Source organism: Patiriisocius marinistellae, from assembly GCF_009014635.1.
GTDB lineage: Bacteria > Bacteroidota > Bacteroidia > Flavobacteriales > Flavobacteriaceae > Patiriisocius > Patiriisocius marinistellae.
Genome location: NZ_BKCF01000004.1, coordinates 251,454 through 274,712 on the forward strand (window position 1 = coordinate 251,454; position 23,259 = coordinate 274,712).

Sequence of the window (23,259 nt, forward strand, 5' to 3'; positions counted from 1 at the left end):
AATCCCCAATTATAGTATCACTGCCCACGGAAGAAAATAATTGTACTTAATGTTTTTACCACAATACTAATGTCTAAAAACATACTACGGTGTTTAATGTAATATAAGTCATATTGAAGTTTTTCAAGTGCATCCTCCTGTGTCATTCCATATTTAGCATTTACCTGTGCCCAACCTGTAACACCAGGTTTTACAATATGTCTTACTTCGTAAAAAGGTATCGTTTCAGAAAGGTTTTCTACAAATATGGGACGTTCTGGGCGAGGTCCAATGACACTCATCTCACCTTTTATGACATTAATAAATTGAGGGATTTCATCAAAACGAGATTTTCTTAGAAAACGACCAAATTTTGTAACTCTACTGTCTCCCTCTTGCGCAAATTGTGCTCCGTGTTTTTCAGCATCGGTTACCATGCTTCTGAGTTTGTAGATTTTAAAATGTTTACCATTCTTCCCTATTCGGGTTTGTGTGTAAAACATAGGTCCTTTATTGCCCAGCAAATTTCCGAAGATAATGATTGGAGAAATAAGTAATCCAAAGGCAACTCCTAGAATTGAAAAAAAGATGTCCAATACACGATGGAAAAATAAATATAGTTTGTTTTGGTTACTTCGGCTAAATGGAAAATAACGGTAAAAATCTTTATCTACATGTTGTACTGGAACCCTGTGAGTAATCTCTTCATATACCTGTGTATACTCTTTAATAGGTACCCCGCTTTCTAGTAACAATATGAGCTTATTATATAAAGAAACTGTCATTCCCTCTGCTTGAGGTGTTGCTATGACGATTTCAGAAATGAACATATCAGAGATTGAATCTGCTGTATCATTTTGTTCTATTTTTCTTACGTGAGGACTAAGAAATGGATTTTCGATATCGTTTTTAGTGCTAACAAAACCAACTACCCTATAATTAGGGTCACTCTTTTGCAGAGAATCTATTATGACGTTCACATCATTTTCATTCGCTATTAATAATACTCTTTTATGAAATCTGGGAGCAGAAATTAGTACAATATATGCATAACGCCAAATGAGTAATGCAAGATTTATTGCTACATAGAAATAGACTATTTGCAATCTGTTTTCAGGAAGTTCTGGTGTGAAAAATGGTGTTAAAAGGTAAAATAATACCGTTAATGACGAGGTTAAAACCACGTTTTGTACAACAACTTCAAACTTACTTGCTTTTTGAAGATTATATAATTCAAATATTGTCGCAAAAATTGACAGGTAAAATGCGAGAACAATTGACCAAACCCAGTGTATAGAATTGATTTTAAAATAATCAAAATTAAATGCTTGACCTATAAAATATAAAATAGCTAGAACGCTCACAATGTCTAGAATGCGCAACAAAACTTTACGCTCGGAGATATCAAAATGGATATTCGATTTTTTAGACATTGGGTAGTTTTGGAGGCTCAAAAATAACGATTAATCTTTTAGTATAGAGACCCATTTTTCCTTTACTTGTTGCCAATCAAATAGCTCGCTGTAGTTTCTCGCATTTATTGATAGTCTAACTGCTTTATCATTTTCACTCATTAAATTTTTAATCGCTATTACAAAATCTGTTATGCTGTTGGGTTTTATTAAGATACCTGTTTCGTTGTTTTTTATAAGATGCGGTAATCCTCCCACATTTGTTGAAACTACTGGAAGTCCTAATGCCATAGCCTCAATAACACTCACTGGCATATTGTCAAAATTTGTCGTATTGATAAAAATATCATGTTTTTTAGATTCTTCAATCCACTGATTTTTGGTTAATTTTCCAGTAAAATTAACCTTCAAATTATATTGTTCTGCATATTTTATACAATGATCTTGACTACCATCCTTCTCTGGCCCAACCATAGTTAAGCTTGCTTGCACACCTTCATAAACAAGCTGCTTCAAAACGTCTATTGCCAATTGAGGATTATAAATTTTTGAAAAAGAACGTACCCATAATAACTTTGCCGTTACAATTTCTCTCTGTAAGAACGGATAGTTTTCAATTTTAATGGTGTTAGGAATATACATTGTATTGTGATATCCTTCTGCTTTAAACGCTTCTAATAAGTATGAAGACGGAGCAACGTTAACTTTTGATTTCTGAAATAATTTTGTTGAAGCTTTCGGGCTTTTTTTTAGACGCTCTGGTAGGTTACCACCATGTAAAATAGGGATATATGGTATATTAAACTTTCGGCATAATGATGCTACTGCTACAGCATATTTAAAGTTGAGTGTACTGTATGTGTCTATTAATACAATATCTGTCTCATTTCGGTATTTATAGACAGTATTGAGCATATCAAGTAATCGCCATGCTTTATTTTTCTTTGATGACGTTGTTATTAGTTTAAATCCCTCAATTTTGAGTTGTTCACTCAAAGTATCTATAGTTGTTATTGTTGCATTACCAACACCGCTTTTATTACCTACGTAAAGTATTCTTTTTTTCATGTAGTAATGTTATTAAACAGAGTCCATAGATAAATCCCGGAGCGGCAATACGCATTGAGGTATGGTTTATTGTAGCAAACCAAAAAAACAAAAAAGGAATAAGATAGTAATTTGACCTATTTCTCAACCAAAGAAATATGGGTGTAAACATTAATATAAGTAATCCAACGATTCCAAAAATACCGTGTTCTGATAGCATTCTACTTACCTCGTTATGCGTTGCAGAAAGCTCCCCTGTGTTTAAATAGCGATATTCTTTTACTTTCCCCACTCCTATACCAATAATTGGATTTTCTACAAATGCTTCAAGTTCTGTGGTTATCAATTCTGACCTTCCCGTAGTAATATCATCCTTTAAAACTCCTGCAGCGTTTTGATTTGAGTAACGCTTATCAATAAGGCCTGATGTAGAAATTGATACAACAACCCAGACTGCAACAAACACTCCTAAAACAATCCCTACCCTAGGTATTAATTTTGATTTTTCTACGCTAGGCGCTTTTCTAAAATAAAAATAAGTAAATAAAATTGCACAAATTATAGCTGTAATAACCCCTCCACGTGAAAATGTAGCAATAGCTCTATAACTAACAGCAGCTAACAATACAATATCTATAACATTTAAGACATTACTCTTTATAATTAATAATCTTGAGTATAAAATAAACATTGCTAATCCTAACAAGGTGGCTACCTGATTGGGACCAAAACCACCAGAAGCTGCAAAATTTGATGCTGTTCCATTTATCGCATCTCTTAGATCTGGAGTAAAAACATAAAGATATGTTGTCATAGAAATAATTGGAAACAATACAGCTAATAATACTTCCTGAAAACGCTTTGTTGTTATTCTATTTTCGTAACAGTACAATGCACTAATCGCTAAACACGCTGGACCACTAAGATTAAAGCCTATTGCGTTACCCACTTTAGCACCATAACTAAGTGTTACTGATGCTACAAAAACACCTGGAATTAAGCACAGTATAAAAATTACGTAAGGCCAAGATTTAAGTTTAAATCCTGTGTAGAACATTCCTAAACCTAAAAAAGCTATTACTGCATATTTTATAAACTCATAAGAAAATGCACCACCCGTCATACGAGAAAACACTTCAAATCCCATCACATAAGCAGCACCTAAAAGTGCTTCATTTTTCCGGTTTGAATTTAAAAATATACGATATAAAAAATAGAGGATAGCTGCTAAAAGAAACACCTTTGCAGATTCCCTAACAAAAAACACAATCAACCCTATAGCAATGTGTAAGGCTAATAATTGAATGTAGGTTATTTTCTTAATTCGTTTGATATCTAAATGCTTTTATAAAAAGTAAGTAGTTGTGGCACAACTGTTTTAAGTCCGTAATTTGCCAATATATGCTCTCTAAATAATTTTGAGTCATATTTGCACATCTCTAAATCGTTTATATATTCAATTAAAGCTTGCGCTAATTGATTACAATTATCATTTTCAACAATTTTTCCAAATGTACCTATAACTTTAGGACATTGCCCCACATTAGTACATACTACGGCAAGTCCAAAGGCACCATATTCTAATAACGCCATAGGAAGCCCCTCGTCACTTGATGATAACACTCCAATAAGTGCAGTTTTAAGTTCTAAATTTACATTAGCAACAACCCCTTTGAAGGTTACGTTGTCCGTTAGCTTATTTAGTTTTACAAAATCCTTCAAATTTTGAGAATATGTATCATTGAAATCTTTTCCAATCAATTTTAAATTCCAATAAGGGAATTGGGCATTCACAATTTTAAATGCTCTCAATAAATTAATATGGTTTTTAGGCTCTTTTAAGTTAGCTACACAAACTATACTTTGTTCTCTTCGTTTTTCTTCTTCGGAAATATTAGCGACTGAAACAAAATTAGGAATATATTCAACTTTAGAGTTAGACAGATATGTTAAACACCATTTTTTTAAAGGCTCATTAACTGTCAATATTCCCGAAAATAATTTTGAGCATCCATAAAGCACTTTATTATTTATTCTTGAAGTGTGTACTCTATTACCTTGATGTTCGTGCCAAATGAGTTTTAATCTTGGCACTCTTAATTTTAATAAGGTTGCAAAGAAATAAGAAGTTGTATGTGCATGAACAATATCAACATTATTTTCCTTTACGTATTTCTTCAAACGACTAAGTGCTTTCAAATCAAATGTTCCTTTCTTTTTAATAAATAAATAAGGCACATTTTTATCAAGAGTATTATTTAAAATACCTTCTTTACGAGTTACTGCTATAGCACTAAAATCAATCTTGCTGTGTAATGTATTTGCAAAAGTAACAGCTACACGTTCTGCTCCTCCAGCATCAAGGTTATCTATTAATTGTAGCACTCTCATTTTAAAAGCTTTTTTATTTCAGTTTCAAAAGTATCTAATGTATATTGTTGTGACCACTCTATCCCTTTTTTAGACATCAAAAGTAGTTTCTCTCTATTTGAAAGTAATTTAGAAATTGTCATTTTATCTTTTTCTAAATCCAAATTTAATAAAACTCCCCGCTCACCAAAATTTAACATCCAAGGGACACATGAAACAGGTGTTGCTATTGGAATTGCTCCCCAAAACATAGCTTCGGCTAATACTTTTGGCCAGCCTTCAGATTTTGAAGGAAGGATTGAGAAATCACTATTTTGATACGCTAATTTAAGCGAATCTGCATTTTGATTTCCCATAAAAAGTATACTTTCTTGTAGATTATTATTAACTACATAAGTTTCTAACTCTTCTCGTTTTATGCCATCTCCGTAAAATTTCAGTGAACAAAAAAAACCGTTTTTAATTAATTTTTCAATGAGTTTAATTGCATAGATTGGCCTTTTGCCATTTACTAAACTACCAACAAATAAAAAACTAAATGGGGCATGGAACCTATTACTTTCAAATTGACAAATTTCCGAAGTTCTATAGGAAGCCGTGAAAAAGGATTTTATATTTTTTGATTGATTAAACCAGTCACCATATACTAAAACTTGCATGTTTTTTGTCCAGAATGTATTTGACAACAACCATTTTTGAAATCGATAACTTAGCGGTTGTTCTGCTTTTGGATCCCAATTTCCTGCATATTTTGCTGTTTTTTTAATTGATGGAAAAAAAACTTGTGTAAGACAACCTAAGAGACCAATATTGCCTGGGCATCTAAGATGAATATGATCTGCCTTTTTCATTTCTAGTATAAGACGAAATAAAATAAAAGGTATAAAAACAACGGATTTTAAGGCAAACCAAGGACTACTAAATTTTAAAAAAGGAATACTTTTTACGGTAATATCATTTCGCTTAAAAGCATCGGTTAATAAAACTGGTTTATATTTTGTAGGAGATACAATTGTCACCTCACTTACATCTTCCATCCATATGTTCATTTCTTTAACATATGGTGCGTAAGATTTAAAACCGTAGTCTGTTTTAAGAGTAGGCGCAAGTGTTACTACGAGTAATTTCATTATATATAATTACTTGAATCGTTTGTGCTAATCATCTTTGCAGGCACTCCAACTACAGTTGTGCTTGGAGCTACATCCTTTACAACAAGAGAATTTGCTCCAATTACTGAATTATCATTAACAATTATGGATCCTGCAATTGTAGCTTGAGCACCTATATAAACATTGTTTTTAATTATTGGCACTCCACGCTTTCTTCCTCTACCACTTACCCCAATAGTAACTCCCTGCGAAATATTACAATTATCTCCAATGATTGCATTTGCATTTATAATAATATTCCCAAAATGCCCTATATATAATTCTCGTCCTATTTTTGTAGTGTATGGAATGGAAATTCCAGTGATAATCTCAATCCACTTTTGACTCATTACACAAAAGATTAAAAGTATTTTCTTCAAAGGCATTGGGATTTTTGAAGTGTAAATACTACTGTTCAATCTATAAACAAAAAGTGCCCATAAACCTTGCTGCGTAAGTAATAATACTATACTAGATTTACCAGAATACCGCTTATATTTTTTCAGGTCTGAAATAAATAATTTCATAACGATTGATAAAATTTAATATTTTTAGCAAGTATCGTTTTCTTATCAAATTTTTTGAGAACTGCCTTTCTTCCTTTCTTCCCCATTGATTGAGCAGCTGCTTGGTTATTAATACACCACAACATTTTTTCGGCAATGTCCTTCGGGTTTCGCACATCACTTAAAAGTCCTGTATGCATATGGTCTATTGTTTCAGGCCCTGGACCGTAGATTGAAAACACTACAGGTTTTTCCATTAGCATTGCCTCAAGCGTAACGAGCCCTTGTGTTTCCATATGTGAGGGAAATATACAAAATAACGAGGAAGCATATTCCTTGTAAAGTCTATCTCTAGGTATTGCGCCATGAAATGTAACTGCGCTCAATTGCTTTTCTGAAAAAGTTTCTGTCAGCATTTTGATATAAGAATTTCCAGTGGGATAAAACCAGTCACGTCCAAAAATTTCTAATTGTTTTGAAGGGTGCTTTTCTTTAACTAATTGAAATGCTTCAATTAGTTGAAATACCCCCTTTTTTTCGCACACAGTTCCTGCAAAAACAATTTTATCTGGATTGATTTTAACTTCGGGAATTAAGATATCTGTATCTATAGGATAATTTATAATAGCAATTGGCTTTGTATGATAACTTAAAAATTTTGCCGTATGATCTTTCACATACTTAGAAACAGCAATAAAAGCATCTGCATTTGCAAATGATTTTTTTTCACGCCTTGCTTTAATTGGGTTGAAACCTCTTTGCTCACCTTCTGCAAAAAAATGGTGTCCTCCATGCAAACGAATTACTTTTTTAAAAGGTGTATTTTTAGGTAAATAGGCACAATCAAGCTCTGATGTTTCCACAATTGAGATTGCATGCTCTTTATGTATTTTATTTAATCTACTATTGATTCTAAGAGAGTTTTCAATATAAGTTGCTTTAGGGCTAATAGGCTTTCGTAATCTTATTAATAGTACCTCTTCATCTTTTAGTTGTTCTTCTGTTTTCTTATCACCTATACCAAGCACCGTTACTCTATGACCTACTTTTACAAGCTCTCTTGCAAAAGTTTGTATAAAGGTTCCTTTACCTCCAGGTGCCCATGTGGGATATTCATTTGAGATGAAAACAATATGCATCATTAAATATTCTTTAAAATTTTTTCTGAAGCCATTGTAGCATTATCTATAACGATTTTAAACCAAGCATCAATTTCAGTATTATTTTCAGCAATGGCACTCTCTAAAATGTTTAAAATTTCGGCTTTGCTATTAAACCAAAGTACTGCTTTTTTAGATGGCATACTCCTAAAATGCTGATAGTTGTAAATTGTTTTTACAGACCAATTGGGGTCAATTACATGATCATAATTGATATAAACACAAGGTTTTTTAAACATTGCAAAATCAAATGCCATTGTAGAGCCTACATTTATAACTACGTCTGCATAATATGCTAATGAGACTAACAAACTCACATCATCAATAGTAGGATAAACTGCAGTCCATTTATCACTGTTGTAATTCCATAGTGGCGGAATTTCAATTATTAGTTTTGGGAATTTTTTCACCACCCAATCGTAGCGTCCACTTACATCTACTGGGCATCTTCTAAAAACAATTTGATAGTCATTTTGTTTATTCCCCTTTGTAATTGCCGTTGCAATATCATCAAGGTAATGAGGATCGTAAGGAGATGTTTTTATGTCATCTCCAGAAAAACAAATTATTTTTTTATCAGGGTTTAATCTATTTTTAGAATAAAAATCTTGTTCTGGAATGATGTATTTTTCTTCTTTATAAAATTCGAATTGAGGTGTCCCTGTAATTACAATTTGAGAGGTTTCAATTTCTGGATAAAAATTTTTTAGTTCATTTTTCATAAAAGGAGACCAAACAAGATATTTGTCTGCTTTTAATGCTAAACGAGCTTTAGGAATGTTATCCCAAGAGTAAATTACTGTAGAAGTTTTAACACCCAGATCTTGAGCAGCGGCAAAAATTATTGGTGCTTTAAGTGCTCGTTGATGGGTACAAAAAAGTGCGTCTGGCTTATTAGCTTTTAAAATTTCGTACACTTTTACATAGAGTGGGTTTTTTCTTATAGCTTTTTGATAACGCTTTTCTAGCTTTAATATTTGCTCGTAGGAGTTAATTGTTTTTGAAGCAATTTCAACAGCACCATAAAAAAGTTGTAGTTTTTTTGTAGCGTGTGTACGTTTATAAAATTTTAATATCGTGGGATTTTGCTGGGTGATTGCATTATGTTTTATCCTACATAAATGGATAAGTTCTCTTAAAAATTTTTCGGTATAACTTTCTTTATATGCTGGAATTTGAATGTCTTCATCTAGCTTGATTTCTTCGGAAATATGTGCTAAAGTATCATGGTCAAAATTATGAAAGAGTGATAATTTTACATCTTTCTCTTTAAAAACGTTACTGTACAAGTAATTTTTAATACCTGTACCGTCTGGACAAAAAATGAGAGCTTTTTTCAATGATTACAAAATGGTTGCGGTACAAATATACGTTTTGAATTTCAAAGTCATTTAGTGAATTCTTATCGAGTTAAGCAACGTAACATTATTTACTTAATTGTTTAATAATCATTTCAGCTTTTTTCCAATCTTCCATTGTATCTATATTTACATATGACGAAGCATCGGTTTCTATATATGTAGTACTATTTCCGAAGAAAGAATTTTCCTCCATCAAAGTTCTCGTCTTAGTAATATAAATTGCTCCATCTCTAATAAATGCATCTGGTAGCTCTTGACGACGTTTGATAATTCTAGTCTCTCCAGTTGCTATTTTTAAATTTCCGTTCTTTTCTTCAAAAACCCAATGGGGATTAAATTGATGTGGTACTTTTTGTACTGAAATCAAACTGTCACAATTATTTTTTTTAAATTTTCTGATTGCTAAATCAATAGTTTCTGCTGTTCTAAAAGGTGTGGTCACTTGTAATAAACAAACGGCATCAAAATAAATACCTTTCTCTTTATAAAAAGAAATAGCATGTTTTACAACCTCTAAAGACCCTGCTGCATCTGTAGCCAAATGAGCTGGTCTTTTAAAAGGCACTGATATGCCTTGTGACTTTGCTAAGGAAATTAGTATATCATCCTCAGAGGTGAAAATTACCTCATCAAGTAATTGAGATTCTTTGGCAGCAGTTGTTGTGTATTGCAATAATGGAATACCATTAAGTAACTTTCGATTTTTATTTGGAATTCCTTTACTACCCCCACGTGCTGGTATAATACCTAAAATTTTCATTAATACGTAATGGTTTTATGGAAACGGAGTTCTATAGTACTTAATATTTCAGCAATTCTTTTTCCACTATTTCCTTCACCATAGATGGTGGTTTTTTTATCTTTTGGGTCTTTAAGTTGTAATTGGATAGCATTCTTTATTTCGGTTTCAATATAATCTACATCAATAACATTTTTACCTCGTAATCTTCTATTTTGACGTGTACCTATATTTACAACTGGCACACCTAAAAAAGAACATTCTCTAATCCCCACGCTACTATTACCTATAAGACATTTGCTCTGTTTTAATAATTTTAAAAAATCCATAGGCTCCATATTTTTAAAGAACCTCACGTGTTGCGGATTGTGTTTTTCACGATAACTACGTATTCCATTTGAAGTTCCGTCTGCCCCAGCATCTACATTAGGCCAAAACCAAAAAGTAGGAATTTTTAAGTTATCAATAATTTTTAGTGTTTTTAATACATCTTCTTTTGCCTTGTCGTATTCTGTTGTAACGGGATGTTGCATTACCACTAAATATCCATTATTAATAGAAAATGTTCCCCCTACGCCACCATACTTTTTAAAAGGATCAAAATCCAATTTTTTTATTGATCCTACACTTGCCGCCAGGTCAATAGATGGACATCCAGTATTGAAAACATAACCTTCATCTTCACCCATTTTTATTACACGAGCACGAGCATCTTCACTTGTAACAAAATGTATGTCTGCTAGTTTAGTATTAGCGTGACGTACTTTTTCGTCAATATTTCCAGTAACTTCACCTCCTTGAAGGTGTATTAGAGGTATATTTTGATATGCAGCAGCTATCGAAGTGGCAATTGTTTCAAACCTATCTGCAATAGTTAAAACCGCATCTGGTTGCAAATTATAAAACACATTAGCAAGTTCCATTACCCCCAAGCCCGTTGTCTTAGCCATAGCGGTTTTATTCTCTCCCTCAAGTACCATAAATACCTTTTCATTAATTGTAAAGCCATCTTTTTCAATAAAATTAATGGCATTACCATAACGATCTAATAATGCAGAGCCTGCAATTACTAACTGCAACTCTAAATCTGGGTGGTCTTTTATGGCTAATAATGCAGTTTTTACTCTGCTATAAGAGGGACGAGCTGTGATTACTGCACATATTTTTCTTTTGTTTGTCATGCCTATTTAAAATCTTCTTCATTTAAAAACTCCCATTTTTCAATATCTCTTGTTACTTGTTTTCCTAATAATTGCTCATAATTTGCAGCGTCAATTCCATATCCTTTTGGTTTTTTTGCTTCAAGATCTTCAAATGTAATTGTATGCCCTTTGTTAACTTTTTTATTTATCGCCAATGATTTTTCAAAAATTGATTTTAAATCATCAAAATTTGAATTATCTGTTTTATCAATTGGAAATTTTAATGCTTCGGAAATTTCTTTCACTCCTTTCACTAACTGTGCTGTTTGGGTCATTGTTAAAGATGAAGAAACATCTGGACCAAATTGTGCCTTATCAAAAATTACGTGAAATTCTAGAATTTCGGCACCCAAAGCAACCGCCGCTATTCCAGCCGCAACTGTTGCAGAATGGTCTGAAAAACCAACCGTAACTCCGTAGCGTTTTTTTAATTGGGCTATTACATTTAAACCATATTGTTTAGGCTGCGTAGGGTAGCTTGTGGTACATTGTAAAATAGAATAGTTTGCGTTATGAGATTTTAGAAATTTGATAGTAGCATTTAATTCTTCAAAAGAGCTCATTCCGCTAGAAATAATGATGGGCTTTTTCGTTTCAATTACTTTTTTTAATAAAAGAAAGTTGTTTACTTCGCCACTACCTATTTTGTATTGTTCCACGCCAGCAGTTTCAAGTACATCAACAGCTTTATTACTAAAAGGGCTGCTCATAAAAATGAGTCCAACTTTTTTACAATGCTCTCCTATTTCTATCCACTGTTCCTGAGAAAATTCCATTCGTTTCCAGTAGTCAAAACGAGTTTTATCTTGTTTAGAAAATTTTACTCTAAAGGGTTCGTGTTTACTACTTTCTGCAGCAGCAATATGCGTTTGAAATTTAATCGCATCAACTCCAGTTTTTGCTACAGCATCTATATATGCATGCAACATTCCTAAACTGCCATCGTGTGCTTGGCCTATTTCGGCAATGGTTAGCATTAATTTATATTTAATTTTGCTTCAGCAATTTTAGTATTCATTTTTTCTTGCCACACATTAATATCGTATAAAGATTCAAAATCTTCAGTGTAAAATGGATTTTCATATCCATTGTCGCTATACTCCTTTATACTTTCATTAATTGTAATTACCCATTCATCAATAAAGTTAGGGTGTTCAATAATTTTACCATACTGTCCATGACCTAATACCTCAGGGATTCCTCCTTGATTTGAGGCAATACAGTAACAACCACACTTAAGTGCTTCTGCAAGTACGATTCCAAATCCTTCTTTCCACAAGGAAGGAAAAAGATAAAAATCTGATACTTGATAAAATTGTGGTAAAATATGATTGGGCACTCTTCCTATTACTTTTACTCCTGGCAAATCTATTTCTTTTTCAACACCTACAATGAGTAATTGCATTTCAATTTCAGAAGTAAAAACACGCCTCCAAACATCCAGAATAAGATGTAATCCCTTTTTAGGTCTATCTTGTGAGCACCAAATAAAAACTAGTTTTGAGGTAATGTCTAGTTCACTTTTCAACACATCTTTAGCGCTACTATTTAAACGATAAAATTGCTGTGAGTTTGTTGCATTATGCATTACTGCACAACGCATAGTAAATGCATCATAATACGATTTATAGTGTTCGTAAGATAAGGCTGTTAAAAAAAACATTTCATCAATACCTTTGATAAATGGTTGCGCGCGCTCGTCTTTATAAAGAATATCAAATCCCTGATAATAATATTGAATGTAGAAATTTTTGCGATTGTAATTTTCAGTAAGATGTTCATTTAATGGAATAATAAACCCACTGTGATCTACTACTTGTATTATATATTTCTCATCTTTTCCAATTACCTCATTAAGTGCATCAAAATACCCATTAAATCTGCTTTTATTGTCAAATTTATTTTTGATTTTATCGATAGTACCTACTTCAGAAATATAAAAGTATTCCACTCCTTTTACTTCCTCATCGCCTTTGGGGCAAACAATAATATCAAAAGGATGCTGTCCACTACGCAAGTAATGATTGTACATCGTAGTCCAGCTCGCTATTTTATTATAAGGTAGCGGGTACTGGCAGATTAAAATTGTTTTTACGTCCTGCATATTAAAATTCAGAGTTTTTCATTCCCTTGCTTCTGAAATATATTCGCCTTAAACTATTATTTCTGATAATTACTCTATAGAGCACTTTTCCTATAAATTGAGAAAATTTTGAAATGCCTTTACTATTAAAATTAATGGCTGCCTCATTTCCGAAGTTATCAGAAGTAGTCAAAGCATCAAACATGGGTTTCATCCATGCCTCTTCTTTATTCCCTAAATGTCTTGCATAACAATCCATCGTAGCTAGACGCAAATATCCTGCTTTATCATTAGGCTCATCAATATACCTCTTTAATGATTCTCCTCCAATTTTAAATTTAGTAGGGCGAGATGGGGCTTTTTCAAATACTTGTGACCGCATTGTAACTACAAAGTGCCCACAACCCATTGCGGCTTTCTTCTTTTTTTTTTGTAGTACTAGATATGATTTAAAATGAATATTCTTAAATAAATGTGTCCCTATACTCTCTTGAAATTGTTTTAGAGCATTTGGGTTTACTACGGTATCAAATTTAAATAGTCTATTAAAAAAACCATAATAAAATGTGCTATTTACATAGCTACTTTTGTAAGCTACTGGTGCTGGCACTGGAGCAACCATACCAGCTTTTGGGAAGTCAACAAATACTTGCTCAACAGCTTCTTGCCAATTGTTTAAAAATAAAACATCTGCATCTGTGACTGTTATTAATGGCTCTATATTGCTTTTGACCGCACTATATATTGCATTAATTTTCCCAAGGTTAATATCACTCTCTAATAACTGGTCAATGGCTTCATTTTCAAATTTTATTTTTTTTAAATACTCAGTAACTAAAGTACAACATCCATTATTAATAATTGAAATTCGAGTGTTTTTATGAATTGTTTTAAGTAGACTTTGAAGGGAATATTTTAATATAGGTAATGCCTCCTTAAAATAGTCTTCCTCTGTGTTAGGAATATATACTGGCACTACAACTCTATGATAGGAAGATATCACAAGTTCTTTATCTACTTTTGTGGGATTGCTGCCTACGCGCATTTATTTTAAGTGAATGATGGTTGTTGCAAGTTAAAAACTTCTATGATCAAATTGTGGGAAATAGAAAAATTTATATCCTTTATTTAAACTTTGTAAGAGAAAATCACCAAGAAATAATTTATTTTTATAACTGGTCTCTAGGTGTGTTTGTCTTATCATTGAAATCAACTGAGGGAAATATTTTTTCCTAAATACTTTTTTCTCTGCTTTTGAATCTAATGCAATCATAACATCGTAATAGTTGACAGCTTGACGATAAAACAAATACTCAAGCAACTTCTTTTTTGACTTGTTATTACTAGCATTTATTAAGTCAAACTGCTTTTCTCGCAATCTAAAAACAGATAATTTAGCATTAATACTTTTCTCTGCATTTGTTGAAATACTATCATTATCACCGCGCTTAAAGAAAAGTGGTTTTTCTACATAACGTTTATAACTAAAACCTTTTACTAACATCCTAAAGTGAAAATCCTTTTCTTGAGACCTGTGCATTTCTTCATCAAATATCTCAGCATTTTTTATCAATATATCTTTACGCCACAATGGAGAGTTAGTATAAAAGCAAAAATCATGAAGAATATAATTTTCTATTTCATTATCAGATTTATCATCTACTGGCTTCATATATGTATTTTCTCTAGCATCATCATAAAAACGTTCGCCATAACATGCCGCCATATCTATTTCTGGATGGTCTTCTAAAAGCTTTATTTTTTGTTCTAAAAATTGTGGTGCAGCAATATCATCACTATCAAACCAATTGATAAAAGCTCCACTACTTTGCTCAAACCCATAATTACGGCATGCGTTTGCTCCTTTAGGTCTATTTTGAGGACGATTATATAATTTAAATCTATCATCCTTAATGGTATATGTTTTTATAACTTCTACAGTGGTATCTGTTGAGCCATCATCTACAAGTAAACATTCCCAGTTCTCATAAGTCTGCGCAATGAAGCTGTCCAATGTTTCGTGCAACAAATCGGCTCGATTGAAAGTGGGAATTATAATAGAAACAAGGTTCGGTTTCATAATCACGTTAATTACAAATTTTTGATTCTAAATATTTATATTTTTCAACTACTTTTTCTTTGATAAGTTCGTATGCCAGCGTAGGCGCTACAATATCATGATTAAATTGCTGGACGTTTTCAAGGAATTCTTTATTTTGGAGTGCAGTTGTTATGTGTTTAGTTATTTCATTTATATCTTCTGGGTTTTCAATGAGAAATCCATTTTTTCCATGAATTAATATTTCGGCTGTTGCCCCACCAGGATTTGACTGTATAGGAAATGCTCCAGAGATTATCGCTTCGAGTAAGGTATTGGGTATTCCATCTGATATATTATTTCCAATATACATTATGCTATTTTTCATAACATTTAAAATTTCTTGATGAGGAATTTTTTTTTGTGTTGAATTAATTACTATTTCAAAACCTTCTTTTCTTAATGTTTCTGCAAAATCAACAACAGATTGATGTGCACTAAAAATATACAGCTTGTATTTTTTAGTTACTTCGTCACATTTTTTTATTGCTTTTAAAATATTTAGAGCTCTGCCAAATTTATGTTCGTAGCCTTTTATTATAATTGTATTTCTCTCTTTAACAGCCATGATTTTTTCTGGAATATTATATCCGCCACCTCCTGGGAATGTGCCTAGATATTTTCCTTTGAATCCTTTAGCCAATGCCAACTCAAAATCTCTTTTAGCATCAGTAAATAGAAAATCCAATCTTCCCAGCATTGCATCAACTTTTTGTTTTGCAATATCAAAGTTTTGATAGTAATAAATATCACTCCCCCAAGTATTACACATCCACGGTATATTAGGGTGTTTAATCATATAAGGAATAAGAGGATAGCTAATGTTCATATTAAATGAATGAACAATATCTGGATTTATTTTTTTAAGTATTAGGTGAAAATTTTCTTCAAATGAAAAATTGAAATTTTTATTTGCATAACGTATCACCCTTGGTAAACTTTTTGAAGTCGCCCACTTTCCTAATTTATTCTTTTCCCAATCATTAATAATTGTAAAACCTTTAAAGTAATCTGGGATTTTTCTATGAAGTATATTGAAAAAAAACAACTCATGTCCTTCCCCTTCTAACTGAGCACACCATCGATAGGTATGAATTGTAGGAATAGCAACAATGAGTATCTTCATAATATGTAATTATTTAATATAATGTGGGCCTTCTTTTCTATTATTGTCAATGCTCTTTAATGCCTTGGGAATAGTCATATTAAAATCTTTATATTCCTTATATGCCCCTTTGGCTAACTTAAATTTTAATGTTAAAAAATACGTTAGTGTTTTTTTTATTAATTGCTTTTTGTGATATTCCATTTTGGCTAATGGCTCGTTAATATTCACATCTGCATATTTAGCCTTGCTCCAGTAGTTATTATGATTAATATATTCTTTAGAGTATCGCACAATCTTTTTATTAACCCTCTCTTTTGTATCATGGTTCACATAAGTATTGGGTATCACCCCTATTTTAATTTTGTGGAATAATAATCTTTGACATAGATTGACATCCTCCCCTAAATGAAAAAATAAAGGGTCGAATCCACCCACTTTTAATAATGCTTTTTTAGAGAGCAACCAACAAGCAGCTGCAACCATAGGCACATCATAAACATCCTTCAAATGTTTACCCAAAACAAAATCTGAATAGAAACTTGAATTATGTTTGTAAGCTACGTAGCGACTAAAGGAAGCTTCAAGAAATTCTCCGCTCCAGTCGAGATGAATAGGGCTCAACAAGCCATATTGATTATTTTTTTTCTGAAATGAAACTAATCCAGATAATGAATTAGCATGCATTTTTGCATCTTGATTCAATAATAGAATATGTTCTGCTCCTTGTTCTAAAGCATATTTTATCCCCAAATTATTTCCTGCACCAAATCCTAAATTTTTTCCCTGCGGAAATAAACAAACAGCAGGATACTTGCTTTTAATATGTGAAACTGTATTGTCTTTAGAGTTATTATCAATTACAATTATTAATGTCTCAACAACCGAAGCAAGACATGCATCAATCCATTGCATGGCATTGTAGGTAACGATAACGGTTGCAGTTGCCTTCAAAGTAATAATCTAACGGTTATTATATTATTTTTTGATAAAAATAAAAATCTGCCATTGATGTATTATTTGGGTCTTTTTTATCAAAAGGGTATTTGTTTTTTATAAAATCTACTTGTTTCCATTGGTCTGCAACATTAGTGTCAATCCATTTTGTAAACTCTCTACATTTAACGTGAGCTGCAAAATGGTCATCATAGTTACTAGAATAAATGACCACGTATTTTGTGGAAGCATTAAACAAATCTATCATATAATTTTTAAAAACTGTGTCTTCTACTAAGTGATATAAAACATCTAAGGACATCACTAACTCAGCTTTAATTGGAGCTATGTCAAACAAACTAGAATGTACAAATCTTTTTGTTTTATCATTTTTAAATTTTTCTTCACAAATAGCAATTGCTTTTTTTGAAACGTCAACGCCAGTGTATTGGGGATATTCTGAAAGTGTGAGCTGGTTTCCATCTCCACTTCCAAATTCCAATATAGTTTTAATAGAATTATTCTTTACAAATGCATTTAATATTTCAGCTTTAAAGCTAGCTAACCTTCCATAACTACCAGAGCCAGAATCTCTATTTGTTACATATCTATTTTCCCAATATTCTTTTGACCCAACAAATTCTTTTTTTTGGGGCTTACCTTTGATTAAATTCCGCAGTGCCTTGTAGCCTTTTGTCTTTTTAATATTCATGGAGTGCATTAATTAAATTGCTCGTACAAAGTAATCATTTTTTGTGCTAATATTATATTGTTAAAATTTGTTTTAACAAAGTCATTAGCTTTAATTCCCATTGCATTGCGAGTTGTCGTTTCTTTGATAAATAGTTCAACTTTATCTACCATTGATTGAATATCCTTTTCATTCACTAAAAACCCAGTCTCTCCATCAATAAGTGTATCTGCCACACCCCCAGAATTAAAAGCAACTACTGGTATTCCAGTTGCTTGAGCTTCTAAAGTAACTAGCCCTTGCGCTTCTGCCCTACCATCAATATCTGTAATAGATGTCATTAAAAATAGATCACTATCATACAGCAGTTTCTTTATTTCTCCTTGACTTTTTTCTAGTACTAAATGTACTGAGTTTTCAAGATCTAAATCTATAACAAGTTTCTTTAAATTTTCATATTCAGGACCGCTACCTATGATCGTATATTCTACGTCAAACCCTCTGTTGATTAGTTGATTTATAACTTGAATACCATAAGAATGACCTTTTAAGGGGATCAACCTTCCAATTGAAATAATTGACAATTTTGGTTTTAAAATTCGCTTTTTATATTCAAAAAAGTTTGTATCAACACCCACGGGTATTGTATGGATTAATGATAGCGGACAACCCAATTCTAGTACTTTTTCTTTAAGATATGTTGTATTTACTGTCACAAATGCAGCGGTTTTAAAAACCGCTTTATATTTTTCTTTTAATAAGACAAATGTATTATCATCAACAGCATGTGCATCAAAACCGTGAAAACTGACACCATAGGGTGCTTTTAAAACACCTAATTGTTTCATAGTAGCAAGATGAATTGCATTTATGCCAAAATGCGCATGATAGAAATCAAATTCAGGTAATTTTTTAAATGCCTCAGCTAACATTATTTTTTTAAGCCAAATACTTCTTTTCATTGAAGATGCTCGAAGAAATTTAGAACCTTTTGTCCAAAGACTTTTGTTTCTTAATATTATAAGTGTGACATCTTTTAATTTCTCTATGTGAGAATTAGGAGACTCTGGTAGATACTGTAATGTTTTATCAATTAAATTATAGGATTCAATTATATAAGGCTGACTTGCTTTTAAAATATCCTGTTTTTTTCTAGCTAAAATGGTCAAATTATACCCAGCATCTACTAATCCTGTAATATGGTTTACAATAAATGTTTCAGAAATTGAGGGAAAATAACTAGTTAGTATGGCAATATGCTTTTTATTAAATTTCATAAAAAATGACCGTTTACTACTTCATTATATCTAGTCAACCCCTTACCTGTTAGTTTATAAAAGACTGATATTACATAAAGTTTAAGCTTAAACATCATGCTTAATTGATTATTTTTAAAAAGAACATTATTAAACAGTTGAAATTGTTTGGCTTTTAATGCATTTTTTAAGGAGTTAAAGTATCGTTGGGTTGGGTATAATCTTAATCTTTTTTCTAGTTTCATTGCATCAAAGAAAATAGCTTCCCGCACTAAAATTTCCGAAGTTAAATCCTCTTTTTTTAAATTAGAGAATTGAGAAGTGATTGTATTTACATGCAACCTTACTAAACAATGTGCCTTAGTCACTTGAGTTATATTAGCTTTTTTTTGTGAAATACACTTATAGACAAAATCTAAATCTTGCGCCCTAGTTAGTGTTTCAGAAAATTTTATGTTTTTTACAAATTCTCTTCTATACATCAATGAAGGAATATTAAATACTAAATCTCCTAACAAATAGGATTCTAAGATATCTTCAGTTTTCTTACAGTTGTATGTTGCTTTTATATTTTTTGATGTTTTTTCAAAAGTTTTAAATCCACTAAATACTGCATCAATTTTACTGTCTATCAACGCAATTTTTTCTTCAAGCGCATTTTTAACCATCAAATCATCACTATCAAACCATTGTACAAATTCACCCTTAATTTTAGTAAACCCAAAGTTACGACAACTGTTTCCACCTTTAATTAATGTTATTGGTCTATAGTAAAATTGTATTCTACCATCATTTTGCATATATCGTTGCATGACTTGCGAAGTAGTATCTGTAGAGCCGTCATCAACAACAATACATTCCCAATTTTCATAGGTTTGTTGTTGTATTGAATCCAATGTTTCTGCAATCAAAGAAGCTCTATTATAAGTTGGGATTATTATGGAGACTAATGGCTGTGCATTCATTATAGTAAAGATAATCGTTACTTATATACTAGGCGAATTTGCTAATTTTATAATCCTAGTTTTTTTCAAAAAGCCTTTTAATATTAGCTCTCAATTTTGGAGTAGTATGTTTTTTTAATAAAATAATCCAATAATTTTTTTTTCGTTCAACCATTGCTCTTTCAATTGATTTCCAATACTCTATATAACGATCTACCATTATATCAATATTAAGCTCTTTCAATGCAAAGTTTTTAAAATACACTCCATCCTCTTGTTTATACTTTAACATTTCAGAAGCCAAAAGAGCTGGAGTATAAGTTGTTTTTGAATACCTACCCGAACAATTATTTTGAATACTCAAACCTAGAATATTGCGTATATAGCCATCTCCCATCGATTCAAAATATGTACGATCGTCAAATACAATAACTGGTCTCCCACATGACATTGCTTCATAAGCACTCCTTCCTAAACCAACAACAATATCGGCTTCATTTATAACTTCTTCAACATTCCATGTTTTTTTTTTATGCATATTTGCTTCAACAAAATGAACACCAGAGATCTTACAGGCCTCTTTTATAACATTATTTGCCTCTTTGGTCTTACACAAGCTAAGTACATTTGTGAGCGTTTTATTAATAGGTTTTGCTGGATAAAAACGATTGATATTAATACCGTTTAAAACAATAAGACTATTAAAACCTTTTTTTGCTAAATGTGATTGTACTTCTTGGGAAATTGAAATGTGAGCATTTGCTAATGGTGATGGTTGTTCTAAAACTGGGAAAATTCCATGGCAAATTTGTATAGTAAACCCTTTTTTGTGAAGATATGGAATTGTAGTATTGTGGTTTGCAAATATGACATCATATTTGGGTTTTGTCATATATGAAACTCCTAATACTTCCTCAATGTTTTTTGAGACTATACCTTTATGCAACGTAAAATACTCAACATGTATATTACTTCGTTTTATTAAAGCCTCAATTAAAGTATATACAAATGTTTCTGACCCCCCTAGTGCATTGAGGTGATTAGTTGCGACAAGTACATTTGTAATTTGCATAAACTTTTTAATTATCTGTCATCTCCTAAAAAACCATTAAAACTAATTTTTACAAAATTAGGCGAAGCACAACTTCAATTTTTAGCACTAAATTTAGTATAAAAAGCAATCTCAGTACTCAATTCTTGTTTTAATTGCTTTACAATTTCGTGGGGCATTTCAGAAATAAAACTATTTTTTTGACCACTTCTAAATACTCCCTTTATATTAATTTTTGAGGTTTTGTCATTTTGTAATATTATAGACCCTATATCTGAGGTTTCTATATTCAATTGCTTAAAAACTTTTAGAAGTTCCATTTCAGTATCTGCTAATAGATCTTCATAACGCACCAAAACAGCTTTCTTTAATTCTGAAAGTTCTATTAATTTAGCATAATACTCTTTTACTAATACGACGGCAGAAACTACATCATGAGAAGCAAAAGCCTTCATTTCAGACTTTAAAATTGAATTAACAATTGCAAGTGGATATCTTAAGATTATCAGTGGTGTACTATTAGGAAAATCATTTAAAATAGCCTCATACTGTAGCGTATGCATAGGAGTTTTTTCAATGACAGTCTTGTTTGGGTGTTGTTTTAAAAACAACTTTATCTTCTTTTTAGCCTTCTTCGGAAATTTTATATAAACACCAGATTCGCTTGTTGGATAAGAACCGTCCATGTTTTTTTTTACACCATCAATAAACGGAATCACCTCACTACTTGATTCCAACAAAGACCATAGCCATGTAGTCCCTCCACGTGGGGCTCCAAATATAAAAACAAGCTTTGCTGTCTTTTTATTGAAAAAGTTTTCAAAAATCATTTATGTTTAATTCAAGTGTCTAAAATTATAAATACAAATTGAGTTTACAATTCTTTAAATTGATTTACCATTAAAAAACTATTCTCAACAAGGACACCCTGTTTAGAGACTTGTTCTTTTCCAGTTCCAAAAAAATCACCACCCACCACATTAAAAATTAATACATTTTCAATATCATCAAGTGTACCTCCACTAGTTAAACATGTTAATTGCAAACTATACTCACCATTTGGCAGCGGTAATTTGGGGATGGTACATGAAACATTACCCTTATGTGTTTCATGCAAACTATATAAAGTATCTGTAAAAGCATTATTACACAAAAAACGCATAACACCTTGATTATCAATAAACTTTAACCGTATCGCAATATTGTCTTTTGCGTGTTTTAATGAAAACCTAACATCAAATGTATAGTGTTCACCTGACAGTAAATTTGTTTGCTCAACGCCTTTTTTGTCTTTTATTGAAATATCACTAAATCTAAAGTCTTTACCACCTCTTCTATCCTCACGGTTGTTCAAATCAACATGCGCTTCATTTTTATTATTAATTAAATAAAAGTCAACCGCATCATCTGTATTTCCCTTAAAAACTATACTACCGTTTTCGATTACAAAAGCTCTTGTACACAAACTTTTAACCGCAGCCATATTATGACTCACAAAAAGTACTGTACGCCCATCAGTCTTACTAATATCCTGCATTTTACCAATTGCTTTTTTCTGAAATTCTGCATCTCCCACAGCAAGTACTTCATCAATTACAAGAATATCTGGCTCTAAATGTGCCGCGACCGCAAAAGCAAGTCGTACTCGCATACCGCTACTATACCTTTTAACAGGAGTGTCAATAAACATTTCACACCCAGAAAAAGATATTATTTCCTCCAGTTTTGATGAAATTTCGGCTTTGGTCATTCCTAAAATTGCACCATTCAAAAAAATATTTTCTCTTCCAGTTAATTCGGGATGAAAACCAGTTCCTACTTCTAATAGCGAAGCAATTCTACCTTTTGTTTTAATCTCTCCCGTTGACGGCGTAGTCACCCGAGATAATATTTTAAGCAACGTTGATTTACCAGCACCATTTTTTCCTATGATACCTAAAACCTCTCCTTTCTCAACTTCAAAATTAATATTTTTCAGTGCCCACACATAATTCTCAGTCGCCTTGGCACTTCTATCATTAACAGCTCCCACTTTTAAAAATGGATTTTCTTTTCCGCGTATGCGAAACCACCATCTTTTTAAATCATGATTGAGCGTACCCGTACCAACCAATCCTAAACGGTATTGTTTTGAAATATTTGATGCGGTTAAAATAATGCTCATTTTT

At 31.9% G+C, this 23,259-nt stretch carries 22 protein-coding genes; all 22 read right to left on the reverse strand.

Translation table 11 applies throughout. From position 1 onward, the window contains the following. Positions 1 to 17: 17 nt before the first annotated feature. Positions 18 to 1,412, reverse strand: coding sequence for a sugar transferase (locus GB234_RS11500; RefSeq protein WP_151894711.1), 1,395 nt, complete (start codon positions 1,410 to 1,412; stop codon positions 18 to 20). Positions 1,413 to 1,442: 30 nt separating this feature from the next. Next, positions 1,443 to 2,459 carry a glycosyltransferase family 4 protein gene (locus GB234_RS11505; RefSeq protein WP_151894712.1) on the reverse strand — a complete coding sequence of 339 codons (1,017 nt, stop codon included), beginning with the start codon at positions 2,457 to 2,459 and terminating at the stop codon, positions 1,443 to 1,445. Further along, the gene (locus GB234_RS11510; RefSeq protein WP_235906128.1) at positions 2,431 to 3,678 is read right to left on the reverse strand and encodes an O-antigen ligase family protein; all 1,248 of its coding nucleotides are present in this window, start codon (positions 3,676 to 3,678) and stop codon (positions 2,431 to 2,433) included. The genes GB234_RS11505 and GB234_RS11510 overlap by 29 nt, the downstream gene beginning before the upstream one ends. Positions 3,679 to 3,773: 95 nt before the next feature. After that, on the reverse strand, positions 3,774 to 4,829 hold the full coding sequence (locus tag GB234_RS11515; RefSeq protein ID WP_151894714.1) for a glycosyltransferase: 1,056 nt from the start codon (positions 4,827 to 4,829) through the stop codon (positions 3,774 to 3,776). Next, positions 4,826 to 5,938 carry a glycosyltransferase family 4 protein gene (locus tag GB234_RS11520; RefSeq protein WP_151894715.1) on the reverse strand — a complete coding sequence of 371 codons (1,113 nt, stop codon included), beginning with the start codon at positions 5,936 to 5,938 and terminating at the stop codon, positions 4,826 to 4,828. Before GB234_RS11520 ends, GB234_RS11515 begins: the two co-directional genes overlap by 4 nt. Next, entirely contained in the window at positions 5,938 to 6,486 is a 549-nt protein-coding gene (locus GB234_RS11525; RefSeq protein WP_151894716.1) for a serine O-acetyltransferase, read from the reverse strand. Before GB234_RS11525 ends, GB234_RS11520 begins: the two co-directional genes overlap by 1 nt. Beyond that, positions 6,483 to 7,607 (reverse strand): glycosyltransferase family 4 protein, encoded by a 1,125-nt coding sequence (locus tag GB234_RS11530; RefSeq protein ID WP_151894717.1) that lies wholly within the window; start codon positions 7,605 to 7,607, stop codon positions 6,483 to 6,485. The genes GB234_RS11525 and GB234_RS11530 overlap by 4 nt, the downstream gene beginning before the upstream one ends. Further along, positions 7,607 to 8,965 carry a UDP-glycosyltransferase gene (locus GB234_RS11535; RefSeq protein ID WP_151894718.1) on the reverse strand — a complete coding sequence of 453 codons (1,359 nt, stop codon included), beginning with the start codon at positions 8,963 to 8,965 and terminating at the stop codon, positions 7,607 to 7,609. The genes GB234_RS11530 and GB234_RS11535 overlap by 1 nt, the downstream gene beginning before the upstream one ends. An 85-nt stretch (positions 8,966 to 9,050) precedes the next feature. Then, complete coding sequence (locus GB234_RS11540) at positions 9,051 to 9,746, reverse strand: acylneuraminate cytidylyltransferase family protein (RefSeq protein ID WP_151894719.1); 696 nt, start codon at positions 9,744 to 9,746, stop codon at positions 9,051 to 9,053. Further along, on the reverse strand, positions 9,746 to 10,906 hold the full coding sequence (gene neuC / locus GB234_RS11545) for a UDP-N-acetylglucosamine 2-epimerase (protein WP_151894720.1): 1,161 nt from the start codon (positions 10,904 to 10,906) through the stop codon (positions 9,746 to 9,748). The genes GB234_RS11540 and neuC overlap by 1 nt, the downstream gene beginning before the upstream one ends. Positions 10,907 to 10,908: 2 nt before the next feature. Further along, positions 10,909 to 11,904 (reverse strand): N-acetylneuraminate synthase family protein, encoded by a 996-nt coding sequence (locus GB234_RS11550; RefSeq protein ID WP_151894721.1) that lies wholly within the window; start codon positions 11,902 to 11,904, stop codon positions 10,909 to 10,911. After that, on the reverse strand, positions 11,904 to 13,031 hold the full coding sequence (locus GB234_RS11555; RefSeq protein WP_151894722.1) for a glycosyltransferase family 4 protein: 1,128 nt from the start codon (positions 13,029 to 13,031) through the stop codon (positions 11,904 to 11,906). Before GB234_RS11555 ends, GB234_RS11550 begins: the two co-directional genes overlap by 1 nt. Before the next feature lies 1 nt (position 13,032). Next, the gene (locus GB234_RS11560; RefSeq protein WP_151894723.1) at positions 13,033 to 14,055 is read right to left on the reverse strand and encodes a glycosyltransferase family A protein; all 1,023 of its coding nucleotides are present in this window, start codon (positions 14,053 to 14,055) and stop codon (positions 13,033 to 13,035) included. Between the two features lie 30 nt (positions 14,056 to 14,085). After that, entirely contained in the window at positions 14,086 to 15,090 is a 1,005-nt protein-coding gene (locus GB234_RS11565; protein WP_151894724.1) for a glycosyltransferase family 2 protein, read from the reverse strand. A 7-nt stretch (positions 15,091 to 15,097) separates the two neighbouring features. After that, the gene (locus GB234_RS11570) at positions 15,098 to 16,234 is read right to left on the reverse strand and encodes a glycosyltransferase (RefSeq protein ID WP_151894725.1); all 1,137 of its coding nucleotides are present in this window, start codon (positions 16,232 to 16,234) and stop codon (positions 15,098 to 15,100) included. Between the two features lie 9 nt (positions 16,235 to 16,243). Next, on the reverse strand, positions 16,244 to 17,167 hold the full coding sequence (locus GB234_RS11575) for a glycosyltransferase family 2 protein (protein ID WP_151894726.1): 924 nt from the start codon (positions 17,165 to 17,167) through the stop codon (positions 16,244 to 16,246). A gap of 19 nt (positions 17,168 to 17,186) precedes the next feature. Beyond that, the gene (locus GB234_RS11580; RefSeq protein WP_172966880.1) at positions 17,187 to 17,861 is read right to left on the reverse strand and encodes a methyltransferase domain-containing protein; all 675 of its coding nucleotides are present in this window, start codon (positions 17,859 to 17,861) and stop codon (positions 17,187 to 17,189) included. Between the two features lie 8 nt (positions 17,862 to 17,869). Beyond that, on the reverse strand, positions 17,870 to 19,117 hold the full coding sequence (locus tag GB234_RS11585; RefSeq protein ID WP_151894728.1) for a glycosyltransferase: 1,248 nt from the start codon (positions 19,115 to 19,117) through the stop codon (positions 17,870 to 17,872). Continuing rightward, the gene (locus GB234_RS11590) at positions 19,114 to 20,061 is read right to left on the reverse strand and encodes a glycosyltransferase family 2 protein (protein ID WP_151894729.1); all 948 of its coding nucleotides are present in this window, start codon (positions 20,059 to 20,061) and stop codon (positions 19,114 to 19,116) included. The genes GB234_RS11585 and GB234_RS11590 overlap by 4 nt, the downstream gene beginning before the upstream one ends. Positions 20,062 to 20,116: 55 nt before the next feature. Continuing rightward, the gene (locus tag GB234_RS11595; RefSeq protein WP_151894730.1) at positions 20,117 to 21,112 is read right to left on the reverse strand and encodes a glycosyltransferase; all 996 of its coding nucleotides are present in this window, start codon (positions 21,110 to 21,112) and stop codon (positions 20,117 to 20,119) included. A 74-nt stretch (positions 21,113 to 21,186) separates the two neighbouring features. Next, complete coding sequence (locus GB234_RS11600) at positions 21,187 to 21,921, reverse strand: sulfotransferase family protein (RefSeq protein ID WP_151894731.1); 735 nt, start codon at positions 21,919 to 21,921, stop codon at positions 21,187 to 21,189. Between the two features lie 44 nt (positions 21,922 to 21,965). Next, positions 21,966 to 23,255, reverse strand: coding sequence for an ABC transporter ATP-binding protein (locus tag GB234_RS11605; protein ID WP_151894732.1), 1,290 nt, complete (start codon positions 23,253 to 23,255; stop codon positions 21,966 to 21,968). Positions 23,256 to 23,259 lie beyond the last annotated feature (4 nt).

Bases quoted from the DNA above. Each gene is read 5' to 3' on its own strand.
- GB234_RS11500 (WP_151894711.1), bottom strand. From the start codon at position 1,412: ATGTCTAAAAAATCGAATATCCATTTTGATATCTCCGAGCGTAAAGTT.
- GB234_RS11505 (WP_151894712.1), bottom strand. From the start codon at position 2,459: ATGAAAAAAAGAATACTTTACGTAGGTAATAAAAGCGGTGTTGGTAAT.
- GB234_RS11515 (WP_151894714.1), bottom strand. From the start codon at position 4,829: ATGAGAGTGCTACAATTAATAGATAACCTTGATGCTGGAGGAGCAGAA.
- GB234_RS11520 (WP_151894715.1), bottom strand. From the start codon at position 5,938: ATGAAATTACTCGTAGTAACACTTGCGCCTACTCTTAAAACAGACTAC.
- GB234_RS11525 (WP_151894716.1), bottom strand. From the start codon at position 6,486: ATGAAATTATTTATTTCAGACCTGAAAAAATATAAGCGGTATTCTGGT.
- GB234_RS11530 (WP_151894717.1), bottom strand. From the start codon at position 7,607: ATGATGCATATTGTTTTCATCTCAAATGAATATCCCACATGGGCACCT.
- GB234_RS11540 (WP_151894719.1), bottom strand. From the start codon at position 9,746: ATGAAAATTTTAGGTATTATACCAGCACGTGGGGGTAGTAAAGGAATT.
- neuC (WP_151894720.1), bottom strand. From the start codon at position 10,906: ATGACAAACAAAAGAAAAATATGTGCAGTAATCACAGCTCGTCCCTCT.
- GB234_RS11550 (WP_151894721.1), bottom strand. From the start codon at position 11,904: ATGCTAACCATTGCCGAAATAGGCCAAGCACACGATGGCAGTTTAGGA.
- GB234_RS11555 (WP_151894722.1), bottom strand. From the start codon at position 13,031: ATGCAGGACGTAAAAACAATTTTAATCTGCCAGTACCCGCTACCTTAT.
- GB234_RS11560 (WP_151894723.1), bottom strand. From the start codon at position 14,055: ATGCGCGTAGGCAGCAATCCCACAAAAGTAGATAAAGAACTTGTGATA.
- GB234_RS11565 (WP_151894724.1), bottom strand. From the start codon at position 15,090: ATGAAACCGAACCTTGTTTCTATTATAATTCCCACTTTCAATCGAGCC.
- GB234_RS11570 (WP_151894725.1), bottom strand. From the start codon at position 16,234: ATGAAGATACTCATTGTTGCTATTCCTACAATTCATACCTATCGATGG.
- GB234_RS11580 (WP_172966880.1), bottom strand. From the start codon at position 17,861: ATGAATATTAAAAAGACAAAAGGCTACAAGGCACTGCGGAATTTAATC.
- GB234_RS11585 (WP_151894728.1), bottom strand. From the start codon at position 19,117: ATGAAATTTAATAAAAAGCATATTGCCATACTAACTAGTTATTTTCCC.
- GB234_RS11590 (WP_151894729.1), bottom strand. From the start codon at position 20,061: ATGAATGCACAGCCATTAGTCTCCATAATAATCCCAACTTATAATAGA.
- GB234_RS11595 (WP_151894730.1), bottom strand. From the start codon at position 21,112: ATGCAAATTACAAATGTACTTGTCGCAACTAATCACCTCAATGCACTA.
- GB234_RS11600 (WP_151894731.1), bottom strand. From the start codon at position 21,921: ATGATTTTTGAAAACTTTTTCAATAAAAAGACAGCAAAGCTTGTTTTT.
- GB234_RS11605 (WP_151894732.1), bottom strand. From the start codon at position 23,255: ATGAGCATTATTTTAACCGCATCAAATATTTCAAAACAATACCGTTTA.